The sequence below is a fragment of the Veillonella sp. VA137 genome (genome assembly GCF_003992015.1).
Taxonomy (GTDB): domain Bacteria; phylum Bacillota; class Negativicutes; order Veillonellales; family Veillonellaceae; genus F0422.
The window spans coordinates 1-17,612 of record NZ_RQVK01000008.1 but is presented as its reverse complement, the minus strand read 5'-3'; the positions used below and the strand labels follow the sequence as shown (position 1 = coordinate 17,612).

General features: G+C 39.2%; 10 protein-coding genes. 2 read left to right on the top strand and 8 right to left on the bottom strand.

What is annotated here, in order from left to right; translation table 11 throughout:
* Positions 1-7 precede the first annotated feature (7 nt).
* Positions 8-1,564 carry an ABC-F family ATP-binding cassette domain-containing protein gene (locus tag EO116_RS05085; RefSeq protein WP_126937030.1) on the bottom strand — a complete coding sequence of 519 codons (1,557 nt, stop codon included), beginning with the start codon at positions 1,562-1,564 and terminating at the stop codon, positions 8-10.
* Positions 1,565-1,877: 313 nt separating this feature from the next.
* On the opposite strand from EO116_RS05085, the gene EO116_RS05080 reads away from it, so the two are divergent.
* Both EO116_RS05080 and EO116_RS05075 read left to right on the top strand, forming a co-directional pair.
* Positions 1,878-2,720, top strand: coding sequence for a pyridoxamine kinase (locus tag EO116_RS05080; protein ID WP_127160920.1), 843 nt, complete (start codon positions 1,878-1,880; stop codon positions 2,718-2,720).
* Positions 2,721-2,729: 9 nt separating this feature from the next.
* Entirely contained in the window at positions 2,730-3,326 is a 597-nt protein-coding gene (locus tag EO116_RS05075; protein ID WP_127160919.1) for an ECF transporter S component, read from the top strand.
* A gap of 625 nt (positions 3,327-3,951) precedes the next feature.
* Here the strand turns inward: EO116_RS05075 and EO116_RS05070 are convergent.
* The 7 genes from EO116_RS05070 to EO116_RS05045 form a co-directional block, all read right to left on the bottom strand.
* Positions 3,952-4,335 carry a thioesterase family protein gene (locus tag EO116_RS05070; protein ID WP_127160918.1) on the bottom strand — a complete coding sequence of 128 codons (384 nt, stop codon included), beginning with the start codon at positions 4,333-4,335 and terminating at the stop codon, positions 3,952-3,954.
* Positions 4,336-4,451: 116 nt separating this feature from the next.
* Positions 4,452-4,844 (bottom strand): type II toxin-antitoxin system death-on-curing family toxin, encoded by a 393-nt coding sequence (locus EO116_RS05065; protein ID WP_127160917.1) that lies wholly within the window; start codon positions 4,842-4,844, stop codon positions 4,452-4,454.
* The gene (locus EO116_RS08470) at positions 4,844-4,990 is read right to left on the bottom strand and encodes a hypothetical protein (protein WP_164725900.1); all 147 of its coding nucleotides are present in this window, start codon (positions 4,988-4,990) and stop codon (positions 4,844-4,846) included. The genes EO116_RS05065 and EO116_RS08470 overlap by 1 nt, the downstream gene beginning before the upstream one ends.
* 168 nt (positions 4,991-5,158) lie before the next feature.
* Positions 5,159-5,551, bottom strand: coding sequence for a hypothetical protein (locus EO116_RS05060; RefSeq protein WP_127160916.1), 393 nt, complete (start codon positions 5,549-5,551; stop codon positions 5,159-5,161).
* A gap of 453 nt (positions 5,552-6,004) precedes the next feature.
* Entirely contained in the window at positions 6,005-9,658 is a 3,654-nt protein-coding gene (locus EO116_RS05055) for a YadA-like family protein (RefSeq protein ID WP_127160915.1), read from the bottom strand.
* On the bottom strand, positions 9,642-11,858 hold the full coding sequence (locus EO116_RS05050; RefSeq protein WP_127160914.1) for an ESPR-type extended signal peptide-containing protein: 2,217 nt from the start codon (positions 11,856-11,858) through the stop codon (positions 9,642-9,644). The genes EO116_RS05055 and EO116_RS05050 overlap by 17 nt, the downstream gene beginning before the upstream one ends.
* Positions 11,859-12,607: 749 nt before the next feature.
* The coding region (locus tag EO116_RS05045) for a YadA-like family protein (protein ID WP_206168326.1) at positions 12,608-17,612 on the bottom strand (5,005 nt) is incomplete at its 5' end.

Genomic DNA, 17,612 nt, shown 5'->3' with positions numbered 1-17,612 from the left:
TCATCTCCTAAATAATTTTCGTAGTCCAATCTTCGATGGTCCAAATATCGGTCACCCAAGATTCATAAAATTCTGGTTCATGGCAGACGAGGACAATCGTCCCTTTAAAAGCCTGCAATGCCCGTGCCAATTCTGCCTTCGCATCCACATCTAAATGGTTCGTCGGTTCGTCTAAGACAAGAACATTATAGGACTCTTGCATCAATTTACAAAGACGAACTTTTGCATTTTCCCCACCCGACAAGACGCGCATTTGGCTCGTAATATGCTCATTGGTAAGCCCACATCGAGCAAGAGCTGCACGCACCTCTGAATTCGTCAAGGACGGGTAAGCATCCCAAATGTAATCCAACGCAGTTTTCGAATTATCTCGACTGTCTTCTTGAGCAAAGTAACCAATTTGTAAAAACTCTCCTTTTTCTATCTGTCCAGATAGGGCAGGAATCATACCTAATAAAGTTTTTAATAAAGTCGTTTTCCCTAAACCATTCACACCTTGGATGGCGATTTTCTTACCTCGTTCGATCACCACTTCTACAGGACGTGTCAATGGCTCATCATAGCCCAAAACAAGGTCTTTCGCATCCACGATGAAACGACTCGGGGTACGTCCTTCTTTAAACCCAAAGGATGGTTTTATCTTTTCTTGTGGTTTCTCCAAAATTTCCATTTTTTCTAAGCGCTTCGCTCTAGAGTTTGCCATACCACGGGTGGCCACACGCGCTTTGTTGCGCTGAATGAAATCTTTCATATCTGCCACTTCTTGCTGTTGACGCTCGTACGCACGCAAGGCTTGTTGCTTTTTCACTTCATAAGCCGCTAAGAATTGGTAATAATCACCAGTGTATCTTGTGAGCTGTGCTTGCTCAATGTGGTAAATCACGTTCACTACAGAATTTAAAAACTCCACATCATGAGAGATTAAAATAAAGGCGTTTTCATAATTTTGCAAATAGTTTTGCAGCCATTTAATATGGTCCACATCCAAATAGTTTGTCGGTTCGTCCAACAACAAAATAGTAGGTTGCTCTAATAATAACTTTGTAAGCAATACTTTCGTCCGTTGTCCACCGCTTAAATCCATGACGTCACGGTCAAGACCGATGTCCATCAAGCCTAAGCCTTGCGCAGTCCGTTCAATGGTCGCATCGATTTCATAGAAGCCACGTTGCTCTAACATCTCTTGCCATTCGCCGGTAAGTTCCATGAGCTCATTCATTCTGTCATCAGAACAATCGCCCATTTCTAAATAAGCATCTTGCAATTGTTGCTCAATACCATAGAGAGAATCGAAGGCCCCTCGTAACACGTCACGAATGGTCATTCCTTTCTCTAGGACACTGTGCTGATCTAAATAGCCTACCGTCACTTGGTTGGACCATTCCACCTTGCCTTCATCGGGCATTAAATGGCCCGTAATGATATTTAAAAAGGTGGACTTTCCTTCTCCATTGGCTCCGATTAAGCCCACGTGTTCCCCTTTCAGCAAACGGAAAGATGCATCATCTAATATTTGTCTTGCCCCAAATCCATGGGTTACATTGGTTACAGTTAAAACACTCATATTCAATCTCCAAACTATTGTTATGTATCTCTTTATTATACGTTAACATGACAATAATTTCTAGTTTTTACATATCTGTCCTGATACTTTTATAATTTCTGTGTATTTACGTATGACACCGTGAAAGTGTATACTAATAACATTCTTAGAATATCCTTCTTCACATATAGTGCGCCTGTACAGGTTTTGTTTACTAGTTAATAAGCCCCAAGATGTCATCCATAACTATAACAATGGGAAAACATATATTACAATCATCATGGTGGCTCTGTTATGTGAAGGTATCTATTACAAACAAAAAGGAGAGTGTCCTATGAATCACGTACCTACTATACTATCCATACAAGATATGAGTTCTGTCGGCCGTTGTTCACTCACCGTATTCATACCTTTAGTGAGTGCCCTACGGTGCCAACCTATCCCATTACCAACAGCTATACTTTGTAATCATTTAGAATATCCTAACTTTGAATTGGTGGACATTACGGATCACCTTGAAAGTTTTTACAACTGTTGGAACAAAAATGACATCACTTTCGATGCCATTCAAAGTGGTTTCCTCGCATCGCCAGAACAAATTCGTCTCGTAGAAGATGCCATCGAACGATTCGGCAAAGATAAACTCGTTGTGGTAGACCCTGCTATGGCAGATGACGGCAAGCTGTATTCCATCTACAACGATGAAATGGTGAAAGAAATGCGTAAACTCATCACCAAAGCATTCATCATCAAACCGAACTACACGGAGGCTTGTTTCCTCTTAGACATCCCCTATGACCCTACACCACAATCAGAAGAAGTGATCTATGATATGTGCCGCCGTTTGCATGCACAAGGACCTGAATATGTAGTTCTATCTAGCTTGCCATCGGAGGACTCTGCCCTCATCGCCGTATATCGTGGTAGCACCGATACTATCACATGGGTATCCAATCCATTAGTACAAGTGAAAGCACACGGAACAGGTGATACTTTCACAGCTATCTTGACGGCCCTCGTACTACGTGGCTATACTCCAGAAGAGGCATCTCGCATTGCAGGCCAATTTACCACAGAGGCAGTCAAATTCACCCACAAAACAATCGGTTCTCTTCGTGACGGCTTAGCTCTTGAATTACTATTAGATCGTTTAATTTCTATTCCAGACCCACAATAAGGAGGTTTCATGAACACTTACAAAACAAACAATGATGTGACCCAAGCTACTAACACAGCAACGTCTCAGCATACAAAACCGGCCACATCTACTAGCTCAAGATCCACAACAAAAGATATCATCTATATCGGATTATTATCCGCCCTATGCATCGTGTTTACGACTATTAAAGTACCTTTACCAACAGGCGCCATGGTACATCTTGGTTCCGCTGCCCTATTCTCCATGGCATCCGTATTCGGCGGATTCTATGCAGGGCTCGCTGGCGCCATCGGGTCTGGCATTTTTGACCTCATCATGGGCCATTCCCAATACACCTTATTCTCCATCGTAATCAAAGGACTAGCGGGAGTGATTGTAGGTGTATTAACAGTAGGTTGGAGACCTTCCATTCCTGCTCGTTCCATATCTACCCCTCGCATCTTATTAGCTATGCTAGTAGGTGCTATTTGGACAGCGGCAGGGTACTTTGTAGCCTGGTGGGTCGTACTCGACAGCTACATCGCTGCCGTCACAAGGCTCCCTGCATCCTTCCTAACTAGCGGCATCGGCATCTTAGTTGCTTTGCTACTAATCCCTATCTTGCGCCGCATCCCTCGCAAATAATTTGGCATACCGTTGAAAGTATGGTATACTAGACATAACAAAAGAGAGCCAATAACGTATCGAAGGCGTTAGGCTCATCTCAAGGTACTAAAATTGAAATAGCCTAACGTATTGAGGTGTGCGAGACCTCATTCGTTAGGCGTTTTCATTGACTATTTACATAAATCAATGATTTGAACTACTAATGTCAAAATACAAATAATCAAATAGATTTTTTCGAACTTTGTCATAGTATCACCTCCTCCCGTTATAGGAAGAGACGAGCCCAACACACGTTACTGACTCTCTTGTTTATAAGTATAGCATATTTTGTGCAAATTGTTTAATTTTAAAGATAAATATTTACATCGAACGCCGTTAGACGTAGAAGGTCTGTGGCGTTCTTTTTTCTAATACAGGAAAGCACTAAAAGAGCAAGATATGTTCCGTAGCAAACCTTATAAAGTTCCTTAATCTGAGAGGAACGTCGTTATGTGTAGTAGCCTTGTATCGACTCATATTAGGTAAATAAGCTAACAAAATGCCCGTGGTATACGTCTGAAGAAACATTATGAAATACCGTTTCTGAAGACGTGTGCCACGGGCTTTTTTCATCTATTATTCACATCGTCACAGGCTACATAACTTAACTAGCGACGACCTTAGACATGAACTTCTCATTATTAATAATAAACCGTTCATGTGTACCACGACCGATAACTTTTTCACCTTCTTTAGCCACTACCTCAAAGGTTACTTTTCTACCGTCAACAGCTACTACCGTTGCTATTGCAGTTATAGTTGCACCTAATGGGCTAGCTGCTTCATGGCTTGTTTCCATACGAATCCCCACGGATCCTTCGCCATCACCTAAATCACCTTGAATCCCTGTATAGGCTGCTTTTTCCATCAATGCCACCATCGCAGGCGTCGCAAACACAGGTAACGTGCCACTACCCATGTACTCCGCTGTATTGTTAGCTTCCACTACTACCGTAGCCATACCAACTTGTCCAATCTCGATTGCCATAGAAACTCCTTTCCAATCAATAATTAATACAGAATATCATTTGATTCCATTCTAGCACTTTTGGGGAGATTTTTTCTATTATATATAACTGTTCCTCTTAAAGATAAAAATATTTTTTATATTTGCTCTGCATACATACGAAGCCAATTAACAACATCTTCATAAGATTTTTCACCAGAAGCTATATCAATAATTAAAGATTTCTTTTCTTCTAGAGTAGCATTAATTATATATCCATTAACCTTTAAATATATAAACATACAATGCAAAGCCGTTCTCTTATTTCCATCTACAAATGGATGATTCTTTGTTATTCCTCTACATAATTGTGCTGCCTTTTCATACACTGTAGGATATAAATCACATCCACCGAAAGATTGAAATGGTGTAGAAATAGCTGACTCTAATAATCCAATATTTCGTATTCCAGGAGCTAACACAAACTGTCTTTCAAGATCAGAATGAAAGTTCAATATATCTTGTAATAAGAGGTGAATAATTGTATGCATTAGCAGTTCTCTAATTCTTTATATAGTTCATAGTTTTCTACAATCAATTCTTGTGAAAGTTCTTTAAGCCTTTTTTCTAATTCCTTATTATTCTCACTAGTTATAACTTTTATATTTTTTTTATTATTTGTATTATCTGTATTCATCATAACCTCCTAAATCTCATAACCATATTACATGTATTATAGTTAATACTAGATATAATTTGACTCTATTCTAACACTTTTATTGGATATTTTCTATTTTATTTTTCCCATAAACAGTTTACACTAACTTTTTCATAAAGGACTTACATTAACCTTCTTGCAAGAGTTTTACAGTAACCCATGATATTTCTCTCTTAAAGATAGACATGTATGGATTTTACCTACTGCATCTATATCAAAATCAATGATAATATAATATCCCCTTGTATTACTTTCATAATCACGAAATCCTATATCTATATCATCAAAAATAATTCTGCCACAATATGGATACACATAAAATCCATAACTAGTTTTATAAATCCAATTTTTTATTACTGGAGAAAGAATTTTACTCAATCCATCATAAGTTGCCAAAGCAAATAATCGCTGTACAGTCTTACCTTTGTCTCTAAGCTTTTCAAGTAACACATCTGTAATTAAAATTTCCCGACGAGAACAGTCCCTAACAGCATTGGGAAACATTTCCCTTAATGATTCAGTAAATCCCCAATATTTCAAAGCCTTCTCTAAAGGAATTAAGCGAATGGTATCACTATGTTCTACATAATCTCGGCAAACTGGTTCATCATAGCGCTCTCTAATTTTTGCAATTAATTAATTGTGAACTTTCCTATCATCACTATCAGGATCCATCTCTATAAATCTACGAACAATCTCATTATCCTCATCAGTAAACTTTTTAAATATTTCTGAAATTTCCTCTACCATAGTTTTGTCCCCTATCTCTCTGTGAAAGTATCAATGTATACGTCCCGTCTACAATCCATTATAGACATCTAGGTGCGTAATACAATCCCATTGCATTTCATTCCCTTAACAATGTCCTGAACTTTTCTATAATACACATAAGTAAAGTGGGTACCACGTCTTTCGACGTTGGTACCCACTTTTTGGTATGCATAGTTACCGTTTAACTATTGTTATTCAGTTTTAACTATTGTTATTTAGTTTTTATGCCATACCCATGCGTTCCATAAGCATTTTAATTTGTGCTTTCATTTCTGCATTTTCCGCATCTTTTCTAGCATTTTCTGCTTTCAATTCTGCAATTTCATCTTGCATTACATATACAGAGGAGATTGGACCACCTTTGTAGCGTTCTGGAAGGTCATCATGTTCTCCACTGCCGAAGCGATATGTAGCGCCAAGATTTGCCATGCTCTTACCAGATCCCATTGTGAATCCAGCCGTTACCATTAAGTTTTCATTTGCATAGTGTGCAAGACCTAATGCCAATGCTTGGTTACCAGAGTAAGTACCAACACCTGCCATGATTTGAGATTTTCTCATTGGGTCATAGCTCAATGGGTTCAACGCTGCTAATGCTGCAGAGTGCGCGCCTACTTGGTCAACACGTTGAGCTGTTTTTTCTAATACTTCAGCTGTTTTACCAATAGCTTCTTTTACTTGGCCAACAGTTGCTACGTCAGTATCTGCAGTACCTGGTTGTAAACCACTGATTTTACCGTCTTTGATAGTGATAGTGGATACATTACCGTCCTTATCTTTAGAAGTTACGGAGAATCCATCTTTACCCATAGATACTGATGAAGTACCGTTATCTGCAGGTTTACCGTCTTTATCTAATGGAACACCAGCTGTGATACCACCATTTTTGATGTCAACTTTAGATACTTTACCGTCTTTATCTTTAGTTGCAACGGAGAAACCATCTTTATCCATAGATGTAGCAGAACCTGCTTCTTTAGGAATGCCATTTTCATCTACTGGATCACCAGCTGTTACACGACCATCTTTGATACCTACTGTAGCTGGTTTGCCATCTTTACCTGTGCCTACTACAGATACACCGTCTTCATTAATTTTTGTAGCATTTTTACCAGCTTTAGTTGGATTACCGTCATCGTCTACTGGAGATCCGAAGTTACCCTCATTAGCTTTTACGCCACCAGTTTTTGCATCAAGTTCAACGAATTTTTCGCCTTTTGGATTACCTACAGTTACTTTACCATGTTCACCATCTAGCTTAACTTCATTGTCACCTTTGCCAGCTGTTACGCTACCGTCTTTACCGTCGATTTTAACAGCTGTATTGCCATCTGGATTACCAGCCACGATTGTTCCTTCGTGTCCATCAACTTCTACACCTGGATCATCAGAATGATCGCCATGAGGATCATTTGCATCATGTTTGCCAAATGTAATTTTTTCGCTCAATGTAGCATGGAATGTTTTAACTCCATCTTCTATTGTATATGTAACAGTAATGTTTTTGTCACCCTTAACATCGACAGCATCGCCTGCTAATTTTTTGAGTTTCTTTTCCCCTTCAGCAGTAAGACCTTCTAAATCTTTTAATTTAGTAATATCTTCACTAGTTCCAGCATGTGCGTTATTCAATTTATCATTAAGCGCTTTTAATGCATCGCCTACGTTATTGGCAGTTGCTGTTGTTGCACCAGTTGAATCTGTAATATCATACTTAGGAGCTGTTACAGTGCCATCTTCAGCAACAGTAGCACCAAGTGCCTCTGCTAGTCCAGAGCTTACTTTATGCAATTGGTTACCAGTCACAGCGTCTTTAGAGTCAGCTTTAATTTTTCCATCTTTTAAGTTGGATAATGTAATTGGTTTATCGGCACCCTCTGGGTTCATCACGCTTGCGTGAAGGTCATCACCAGTAACTGGTGTAGCAGCACCTTTTTTATTACCAGTTTCGTCAACATCGTCTGCCGAGTAGTATTTACCATCATTAGCTTTCACTAGACGTTTGCCATCAGCATCTGTGTACACTACAGGACCAGCTTCGCCATTACGCAATGCATTTACTTTGTCAGTTAATGTTTTGCCATTCAAGCCGTCTTGACCAGTGATACCTTTATCAGCTGCTGTTGCATCTGCTGCATCTGCCGCTTTTCCAGTCGCTGCTTTACCATCACGACCTTCGGATGTTGTATCGCCAAGACCCGCCAATTTAGCCAAATCATCTTTAACAGCTTTAGATAAGCCTACAGTGATTGTATCACCTTTTGCTGTTGTTTCGATTTCGTTAGCAGTACCTTTTACTTTTAATGTTTGATCTTTTAAGTTCAAGGACAATTTATGTGCATCATTGTCATCATCTGTAGCATCATCTGCAGTACCCTTATCATCGATAGTTTTATCGCCAGCAAAATGTAATACTGTATTAGCACCTAACTCAGTTTTTAAGTTTTCTAATTTTTCATTTACAGCGTCATTAGTTGCAAGGTTATTAGTGATATTTTGTTTGATACCTTCAATTTCATTGTTAGCAGTGTCAAGTTTTGTATCATGATCAGTTAATTTGTCATTAAGAGTACCAACTTTTGTTGTTAATGCATCGACTTTACCTTTATTCTCATCTGCAAGAGCTTTTACATCAGTTAACTTGTCATCAAGTTTACCTAATTTTTCTTCGTTAGTTGCTACTTTTCCTTCTAATGTATCAATCTTACCTTCAGCTGTGCCTACACGAGTGTCTAAAGCTTCTAATTTAGCTTTGGATGCGATACCTTCAATCACAATATCTTTACCAGCTGCTTCTGTTCCTTCGCCATTTTCTTGTTTTAAAGTCACGTTGCCATCAGCATCTACTGTATATGGGTTTCCAGTTTTCACATGTAACTCATCAGTTTTATCGACTTTGTTACCACTCATGTTCGCAATCGCTGCATTAACTGTGTCAGCATCCGCTTTTTTAGCTAATTCTGCTGTTACAGTTGCTGCATCAGCTTTTTTAGCTAATTTTTCAGTTACATCGGCTGCATCTGCTTTTTTGCCTACTTCTGTAGTCAATGCATCTACAGCTGTTTGATCTGCTTTTGCATTGATTTTAGTTGTTAAATCAGTCACATCTTTTTTAGTTGCAATACCAGAAATTGTGAAGTTTTTATCAGCTTTTGGTTCGTTCAAGCCATTTTCTTGGCGTAATGTAACAGTACCAGCTGTTTGATCTACTTCATACGTATCTGCCACTACATGCAATTCGTCAGCTTTGCTTACTTTATCAGCAGTAGCATTTGTAATAGCATTGTTCAACTCTTCTTTAGCTGCATCTAATTTATCACTATTCGCTTTATCTGCAGCTGCTAATTTTTTATTTAAATCTTCAGTAGATACTTTGTTGCCCATACCTGCGATAAATTTATCAGCTGTATCTTTATCAAGTTTATTGCCGATTACTTCTTTCAATGAATTGATGTCATCACGCGTTGCCAATGTTGCTTTTTCTGCTTCAAATGTAGCCGTATCTAATTTTTTACCAAGCTCAGTATTCACACGGTTTTTCTCAGCTGCGAAATCGTCTTTGCTTACTTTTTTAGCTAATTCTGTGTTAATCGCAGTAATTTCAGCTTTTCTTGCAAGACCTTGGATGATAACATCTTCTCCTGCTGCTTCAGTACCAGTACCATTTACTTTTTTCAAAGTTACAGTACCAGCATCAGATACATCGTATGTACCTTTTTTCACATGCAATTCGTCTGCTTTGCTTACTTTATCAGCTGTTAAGTTAGTAATATCAGCAGCATTTGCTTTTTTGCCTAATTCTTCATTTAATTTTGCTGTGCTTACTTTATCAGCCAACGCTGCGTTCATATCAGCTGTGCTAGCTTTTTTTACCAAGCTCAGTGTCTACATAGGATTTGTCAGCTTTACCGTCAACAGCAGTTTTTAATTCATCTAATTTTGCTTTGCTTGCTAAACCAGTGATTTTTACTGCTTCATCAGCTTTCACAGTACCTGCGCCATCTGCTTTGTCCAATGTTACAGATCCATCAGTAGCTACAGCATATGTACCTTTTTTCACATGTAATTCAGCTGTTTTATCTAATTTATTGTTTGTCAAATTAGTTACATCAGCAGCATTTGCTTTTTTCGCTAATTCTGTATTTAATTTGTCATTGCTTACTTTGTCAGCTAAAGCTTCTTTTACTTTACCAGCTGTTACCAATTTGTTTGCATCGCCAGCTGCATTCACGTTGGATGCCAAGTTAGGAGTCACACTTACTTTGCCATCTGCACTTGTGTTAACAGAGATAGCATCACTGTTGCCACTTTCAATAGAGCCTGCTCCACCTTTAGCATCGATTGTTACAGAGTTACCATTCGCTGTTAACGTGATGTTTTTACCTGCTACTAATTTTACTTTATTAGCGTCTGTAGCACCTTCTGTTGTGTTAGGCACTAAGTCTGTAGATGTAGCACCATTTACTACTGTTACTGTGCTTAGAGATGCGTTACGTAATGCTTTCAATTGTTTTACATTCACTGCATCGTTATCATTTGTACCGCTGGCAACGCTAGTGATACGACGAACAATGCTGCCACCATTACCTACGGAGATGATACCATTACCAGTGTTATTCACAGCATCTTTTGTTAAGTAACCAGTTGTGGCATTGCCGTCAGCTTCTGTTGTTGTGGAACCTTCACCCAATGCTACGGAGTGAGCCAATTGTGCTTTCGCTTTTGTACCAATTGCTACGGAGCTAGTTGCTTCTGCATGAGCAGATGTACCGATTGCTACTGCACTATCTGCGGAAGATAATGTTCTACCTTCATCGCTGTTTCCGTTGTTATCGTTACTGGAACCGATAGCTACACCGTTTTTACCAGTTACTTTTACGAAATAACCAAGTGCAGTACCATATTGTGCATTTTCTTCTACTGTGTTTCGAGCACCCACGCTTAGGGCTTGGTTTGCAAATACATCAGATGTATAACCAATGTTAGTAGCACCTGCTTGTTTTACGTTAAGTTTGTAACCAATACCTACTGCTTTATTAGTTTCTACTTTAACTTCATTACCAATTGCTGTAGCGCCCTGTTCTTTTGCTAATACATCAGTACCGACAGCCGTAGCTGCTACACCAGATGCTGTTGCTGTGGAACCCATAGCAAGGGCAGTAGCAGAATTCGCAGATGTATTTGTACCAATCGCAATGGATTTTTCACCAGATGCATTAGGAGCATCTGCGCCTCTCATAGCACTACCGATGGCAATGGATTGTACACCGCTAGCGGATGAACTTGTACCAAAGGAGATTGAGTTTTCAGCTGTTGCTGCTGCAAAAGTACCCATACCGAGAGAGTGTAATCCTTCCGCATGAGTAGATGTACCGATAGCTACTGCGCTTACTCCAGATGCCAATGTTCTACCTGAATCACTGTTACCTCTGTTATCATTACTGGAACCGATGGCTACCGCATTTTTAGCAGTTACTTTTACGAAATAACCTAATGCACTACCATATTGTGCGTCGGCTGAAATACTATTTCGTGCACCGATACTTGTTGCTTGGTTCGCATCTACATCAGATTTATAACCGATGTTTGACGCACCTGCACTACGTACATTGATATCGAAACCTACACCAACTGCTTTGTTAGTCAATACTTGCACATTATTACCAAGTGCAACAGCGCCCTGTTCTTTTGCAATCGCTCCAGAACCTACGGCTACTGCATCTACACCTGTGGATTTGGAATTATTACCAATGGCTAACGATCCACCGCTATTAGCCACTGTGTTAGTACCCACTGCAAGAGAGTTAGTAGCACCTGCTGCTGCTGTTTCACCAATTGCCATTGCACCAGAACCTGTAGCTGTTGCGCTATTTACCAATGCTAAGGAAGCACCGCCGTTTCTTGTACCCTCTGGAATCGCCGCTTGAATCGTTGCTACTTGCGCACTTACTGTCAATGCAGCCAATACGCTAGCTACAGCAATTTTCTTTTTACCTGTCGTGTTTTTTGCTACTTCAGATACTACGATGTAGCATTGCTTGGATTTGCTCCAAATAACTTTGAATAACTTGTTCATTTGTGATGTTTCCTCCTGTTGTACTAATCACCAAAAAAATAACTATACGAAATTACTTTTGTTATGCCAGCTAATATACATTGTTAGCTAGTTGTTTACATACTTAATGTTTTTTCATGTGTTTCATTTATATATAGGTTATAGACCTATTACATAATCACACATATTGTTTAGTATATTATACCCAATACATCGAAAAGTATCAATACTTGTTTTGATTAATTTATACACTTTTTGCAATAAATATAGGAAAGAACTATTTACCCCCCCCTATTTTTATCACAAGTTACACGTTTTGATGACTCTACTAAACGCTCATTCGTGACCTTTATAATCAAGTATCTAACTCCTACTGTATTTTATACATTTAAATTATACCTATTATATATATGTTTTTCAATGCGGTAATTATCAAAAGTTTATGCAACTTAGTTATAATTAAACCTCACTCACTTGAATAGCACGTTTTGTTAATTTTATGCAGTATAGTTTATTCGTATTTTTCGATGTAGATATTATGCAATATCTTCACGAAGATAAGATGAGTAAGTACAAAATTATTTCAAGATGGGTTTAAATATATCGTATCATCCGTTTTATGTTGCACATACAAAAAGACACCCAGTCTTTCGACTAGGTGTCTGTTTGTTTTTTTGTATTCTTCGTTGCTCGTACGTAGACCTAGGTGTTAGAGGCTCGTTTAGAAAATTCTAGTATCTATGAGCCATACTATTTGCCTGTGATTCTAGTTACTTACTAGCTAACATATCAATTCGTTGCATAAGCATTTTAATTTGATCTTTCATTTCAGCGTTTTCTGCTCTTAATGCTGTCACTTCATCTTGCATTACATATACGGAGGAGATTGGACCACCTTTGTAACGTTCCGGAAGATCATCATGTTCTCCACTACCGAAGCGATATGTAGCGCCAAGATTTGCCATGCTCTTACCAGATCCCATTGTGAATCCAGCTGTAACCATAAAGTTTTCATTTGCATAGTGAGCAATACCTAATGCTAATGCTTGATTACCAGAGTAAGAACCAACACCTGCCATGATTTGAGATTTTCTCAATGGATCGTAGCTCAATGGGTTCATTGCTGCCAATGCTGCAGAATGTGCACCTACTTCGTTCACGCGTTGCGTAGTTTTTTCTAACGCTTGACCTAATTGACCCGTAGTTTTAGCAATCTCTTCTTGAACTTGACCAACAGTAGCTACATCGTTAGCACCAGTGCCAGCTTGTAAGCCGGTGATCTTACCATCTTTGATAGTGATAGTGGATTCTTTACCATTAGCATCTACACTCTTAACGGAGATACCATCATTATTGATAGTAGTTTTGCTTGTGCCATTAGCTTGTTTTCCATCTTTATCCACTGGAGCACCAAATTCAGCAGTTTTAGCATTTACAGTTTTAGCTGTTACACTACCAGTTGTACCATCGATACCTACTTTATTTTCGCCTTCACCAGCTGTGATTTGCGCTTTAGTGCCATCAATAGCAACAGCATTTGGACCTTTACCAGCTGTAATAGTGCCGTTATCGCCATCTAAAGATACTGCTTTATCATCTTTTCCTGCAGTTACTTTATTTGCTTGTACACCACCAGTTGTTGCATCAAGTTCAACAAATTTGTCGCCTGTTGGGTTGCCTACAGTTACTTTACCATGTTCACCATCTAGCTTAACTTGTTTATCGTCTTTACCAGCTGTTACGCTACCGTCTTTACCGTCGATTTTAACAGCTGTATTACCATTTGGATCACCAGCTACGATAGTTCCTTCGTGTCCATCAAGTTCCACACCTGGGTCGTTAGAATGATCTCCATCAGGATCGTTAGCATCATGTTTACCAAGAGTAATTTTTTCGCTCAATGTTGTATAGAATGTTTTAACACCATCTACCTCTTTATAGGTAACGGTAATGTTTTTATCACCTTTAACATCGATAGCATCTTTTGCTAGATCTTTGATAGCATTTTTACCTTTATCGCTTAAGCCATCCATATCTTTTAATTGCTTAATATCAGCCGCTGCTGCAGAGCTAGCATTGTTTAAGCGTTCATTCATAGTAGATAAAGCATCTCCTACGGTATGAGCCTGAACGTCTTTATTGTCTTTATCTTTTACTGTAAACGTTGGTTCTGTTACATTACCATTTTCATCTACAGTTGCACCACCACCAAGATATTTAGCAACTTCAGCCTTTGCTGCATGCAATTGGTTACCAGTCACAGCATCTTTGGAGCCAGCAGCAATTTTTCCATCCTTCAAATTGGATAATGTAGTTGGGTTAGTGGAACCATCAGGATTCACTACACTAGCTTTTAGTTTATCGCCTTCTACAGGTTTAGCTGCACCCACTTTATTACCATCTTCGTCCACATCTTTAGCTAAGTAATATTTACCATCATTAGCTTTCACTAAACGTTTACCATCAGCATCAGTGTATACAACAGAACCAGCTTCACCATTACGCAATGCATTCACTTTGTCTGTTAATGTTTTACCATTCAAACCATCTTGACCAGTTAAACCAGTATCTTTCGCTGTACCATTCACACCATCACGTCCATCAGCTGTTGTATCACCAAGCTTAGCAATTTTAGCCAAATCTTCCTTTACCTTATCAGATAAACCAACTGTGATGGTATCACCTTTAGCTGTTGTTGTGATTTCATCAGTAGCACCTTTTACTTTTAATGTTTGATCTTTTAAGTTCAAGGATAATTTAGATGCAGTATTGTCATCATCCGCAGTATCATCTGCTGTGCCTTTGTCATCGATAGTTTTGTCACCAGCAAAATGTAATACTGTGTTAGTACCTAATTCAGTTTTTAGCTCCGCTAATTTACCTGCCATAGAATCATTTGTTACTACGTTATCAGCGATATTTTTTTCAATATCAGCAATTTTGTCGCCTTGTGCCTTGATTTTTTCGCCTTGCTCAGCCACTGTGTTACCGATACCTTCAACTTTAGTTGTTAATTTACCAAGATCGTCTTTTGCTTTATCAGCAGTTGCTTTAACATCATCAACTTTTGTTGTTAACCCAGCTAAGCCATCTTTATTTTCTTTCACGCCAGCTTTTAATGTAGTGATATCACCTTCAGCTGCCGTTACTTTATCAGCTACGTCTTTTAATTTAGCTTTAGACGCTACACCTTTGATCACAACATTCTCATCTGCGACTTCGGTATTTTCACCATTAGCTTTTTTCAAAGTTACATTGCCTTCAGTATCTACTTCATATTCGCCTTTGACAACATGTAATTCAGCCGTTTTATCAAGTTTACCTGCTTTTAACTCATTCACACCTGTATCAGAGGTTGCTTTAGCAGCATCTACAGCCTTTTTAAGAGCTGCTGCATTTTCAGCTTTTTCTGCTTTTAAACGTTCATTTAATTCAGTTTCATCAACTTTATTACCCATGGCCGCTACTATTTTATCAAGTGCTGCTGTATCTACTTTGCCAGCCAATACATCTTTCAAGTCGCTTATGGCTTTTAAATCAGCCTTTTTAGCCATTTCGTCTCTGAAAGTATCATTACTTACTTTCGTAGCTAATTCAGCATTAACTTCACCGATTTTTGTATCTAAATCAGTTTTGCTTGCTTTTTTATCTACTTCTGTTTTTAATTCATCTAATTTTGCTTTGCTTGCCAAACCAGTGATTTTTACTGCTTCATCAGCTTTCACAGTGCCTGTGCCATCTGCTTTGTCCAATGTTACAGATCCATCATCAGCTACAGCATACGTACCTTTTTTCACATGTAGTTCAGCAGTTTTGTCTAATTTATTGCTTGTTAAATTAGTGATATCTGCAGCATTCGCTTTTTTCGCTAATTCTTCATTTAATTTTGCTGTACCTACTTTATCAGCTAATGCTTCTTTTACTTTACCAGCTGTTACCAATTTATTGGCATCGCCAGCTGCATTTACATCAGTCGCCAAGTTAGGAGTTACACTGACTTTGCCATCTGCACCTGTATTGATAGAGATAGCATCATCATTGCCGCTAGTAATGGAATTTACTTCGCTCTTAGATGCGATTGTTACCGCATTTCCATTTGCTGTTAAGGTAATATTTTTACCAGCAACTAATTTTACTTTATGAGCATCTGCAGCACCTTCTGTTGTGTTAGGCACTAAGTCTGTAGATGTAGCACCATTTACTACTGAAATTGTACTTAGAGATGCGTTACGTAATGCTTTCAATTGTTTTACGTTCACAGCATCGTTATCATTTGTACCACTAGCAACGCTAGTGATACGACGAAGGATAGTGCCACCATTACCTACGGAGATGATACCATTACCAGTGTTATTAACAGCATCGTTTGTTAAGTAACCAGTTGTAGCATTGCCATCAGCCTCTGTTGTTGTAGAACCTTCACCTAATGCTACGGAGTGAGCCAATTGTGCTTTCGCTTTTGTACCAATTGCTACTGCGCTAGTTGCTTCTGCATGAGCAGATGTACCGATAGCTACTGCACTTTCAGCAGATGCTAATACTTTACCTGCATCACTGTTACCGTTATTGTCGTTACTAGAACCGATAGCAATAGCATTTTTAGCAGTAACTCGTGTGAAATAACCTACTGCTGTACCATATTGAGCATCCGCTGCCACACTATTTCGAGCACCAATGGCTACTGCTTGGTTTGCATCATTATCAGATTTATAACCAATATTTGTAGCACCTGCTTGACGAACGTTAATATCGAAACCGATACCTACCGCTTTGTTAGTTTCAACTTTAACATTTGTACCGACAGCTGTAGCACCCTGTTCTTTGGCTACTGTAGATAAACCGATAGATACTGCACTAACACCTGTTGCTTTTGCATCAGAACCGATAGCAATAGCATTACCACTATTAGCTACTGTTTTTGTACCAATTGCGATAGATTGTGTGCCAGACGCTGCTGGAGCTTCTGCTGCATCGGCACCAGCACTACCGATAGCAACGGATTGCACACCGCTAGCAGATGCATTTTTACCAACTGCTACTGTACCTGTTGCTGTGGCACTAGCACCATTACCAGCAGCTAATGCACTATCTTGTGAAGCTTCACTGGATTTACCTACTGCTGTAGCATTAGCGCCTGTAGCTTTAGATTCATCACCCACTGCTACCGTGCTATCTGCTGTTGCTTGTGCTTTGTTACCATAGGCAGCTGCTGCTGTTCCAGTGGCGTTGGATTCGTTACCAATACTAATGGCAGTATCCTTCGTAGCATTCACTTTATTACCAATTGCAATGGCAGACAACGCCGTTGTCACCGCTTCATTACCGATGGCCACGCCTTTTTCACCTGTGACAGCACGGCTCAAACGACCAATAGCGATAGAACTTTGCATACCTGCTTCTGCACGAGTTCCTATAGCAATACTATCATTACCATTGGCTTGTATTGTCCCAAATCGAGCACCCGATCCAATTGCCACAGCATTATCTGCGGATGCCTTAACGCCAAATCCGACAGCTACCGCGAAGCGTCTTGTTACTTCAATATCTTTACCAACACCGGTGGAACTATCATTGCTGACTTTAACATTGTTACCGATAGCTAGGGCCGCTCCATTTGTCGCAGTCCCTTCTGGAATGGCCGCTTGCACTGTCGCTACTTGCGCACCCACTGTCAATGCTGCCAATACACTAGCTACAGCGATTTTCTTTTTACCTGTCGTGTTTTTTGCTACTTCAGATACTACGATGTAGCATTGCTTGGATTTGCTCCAAATA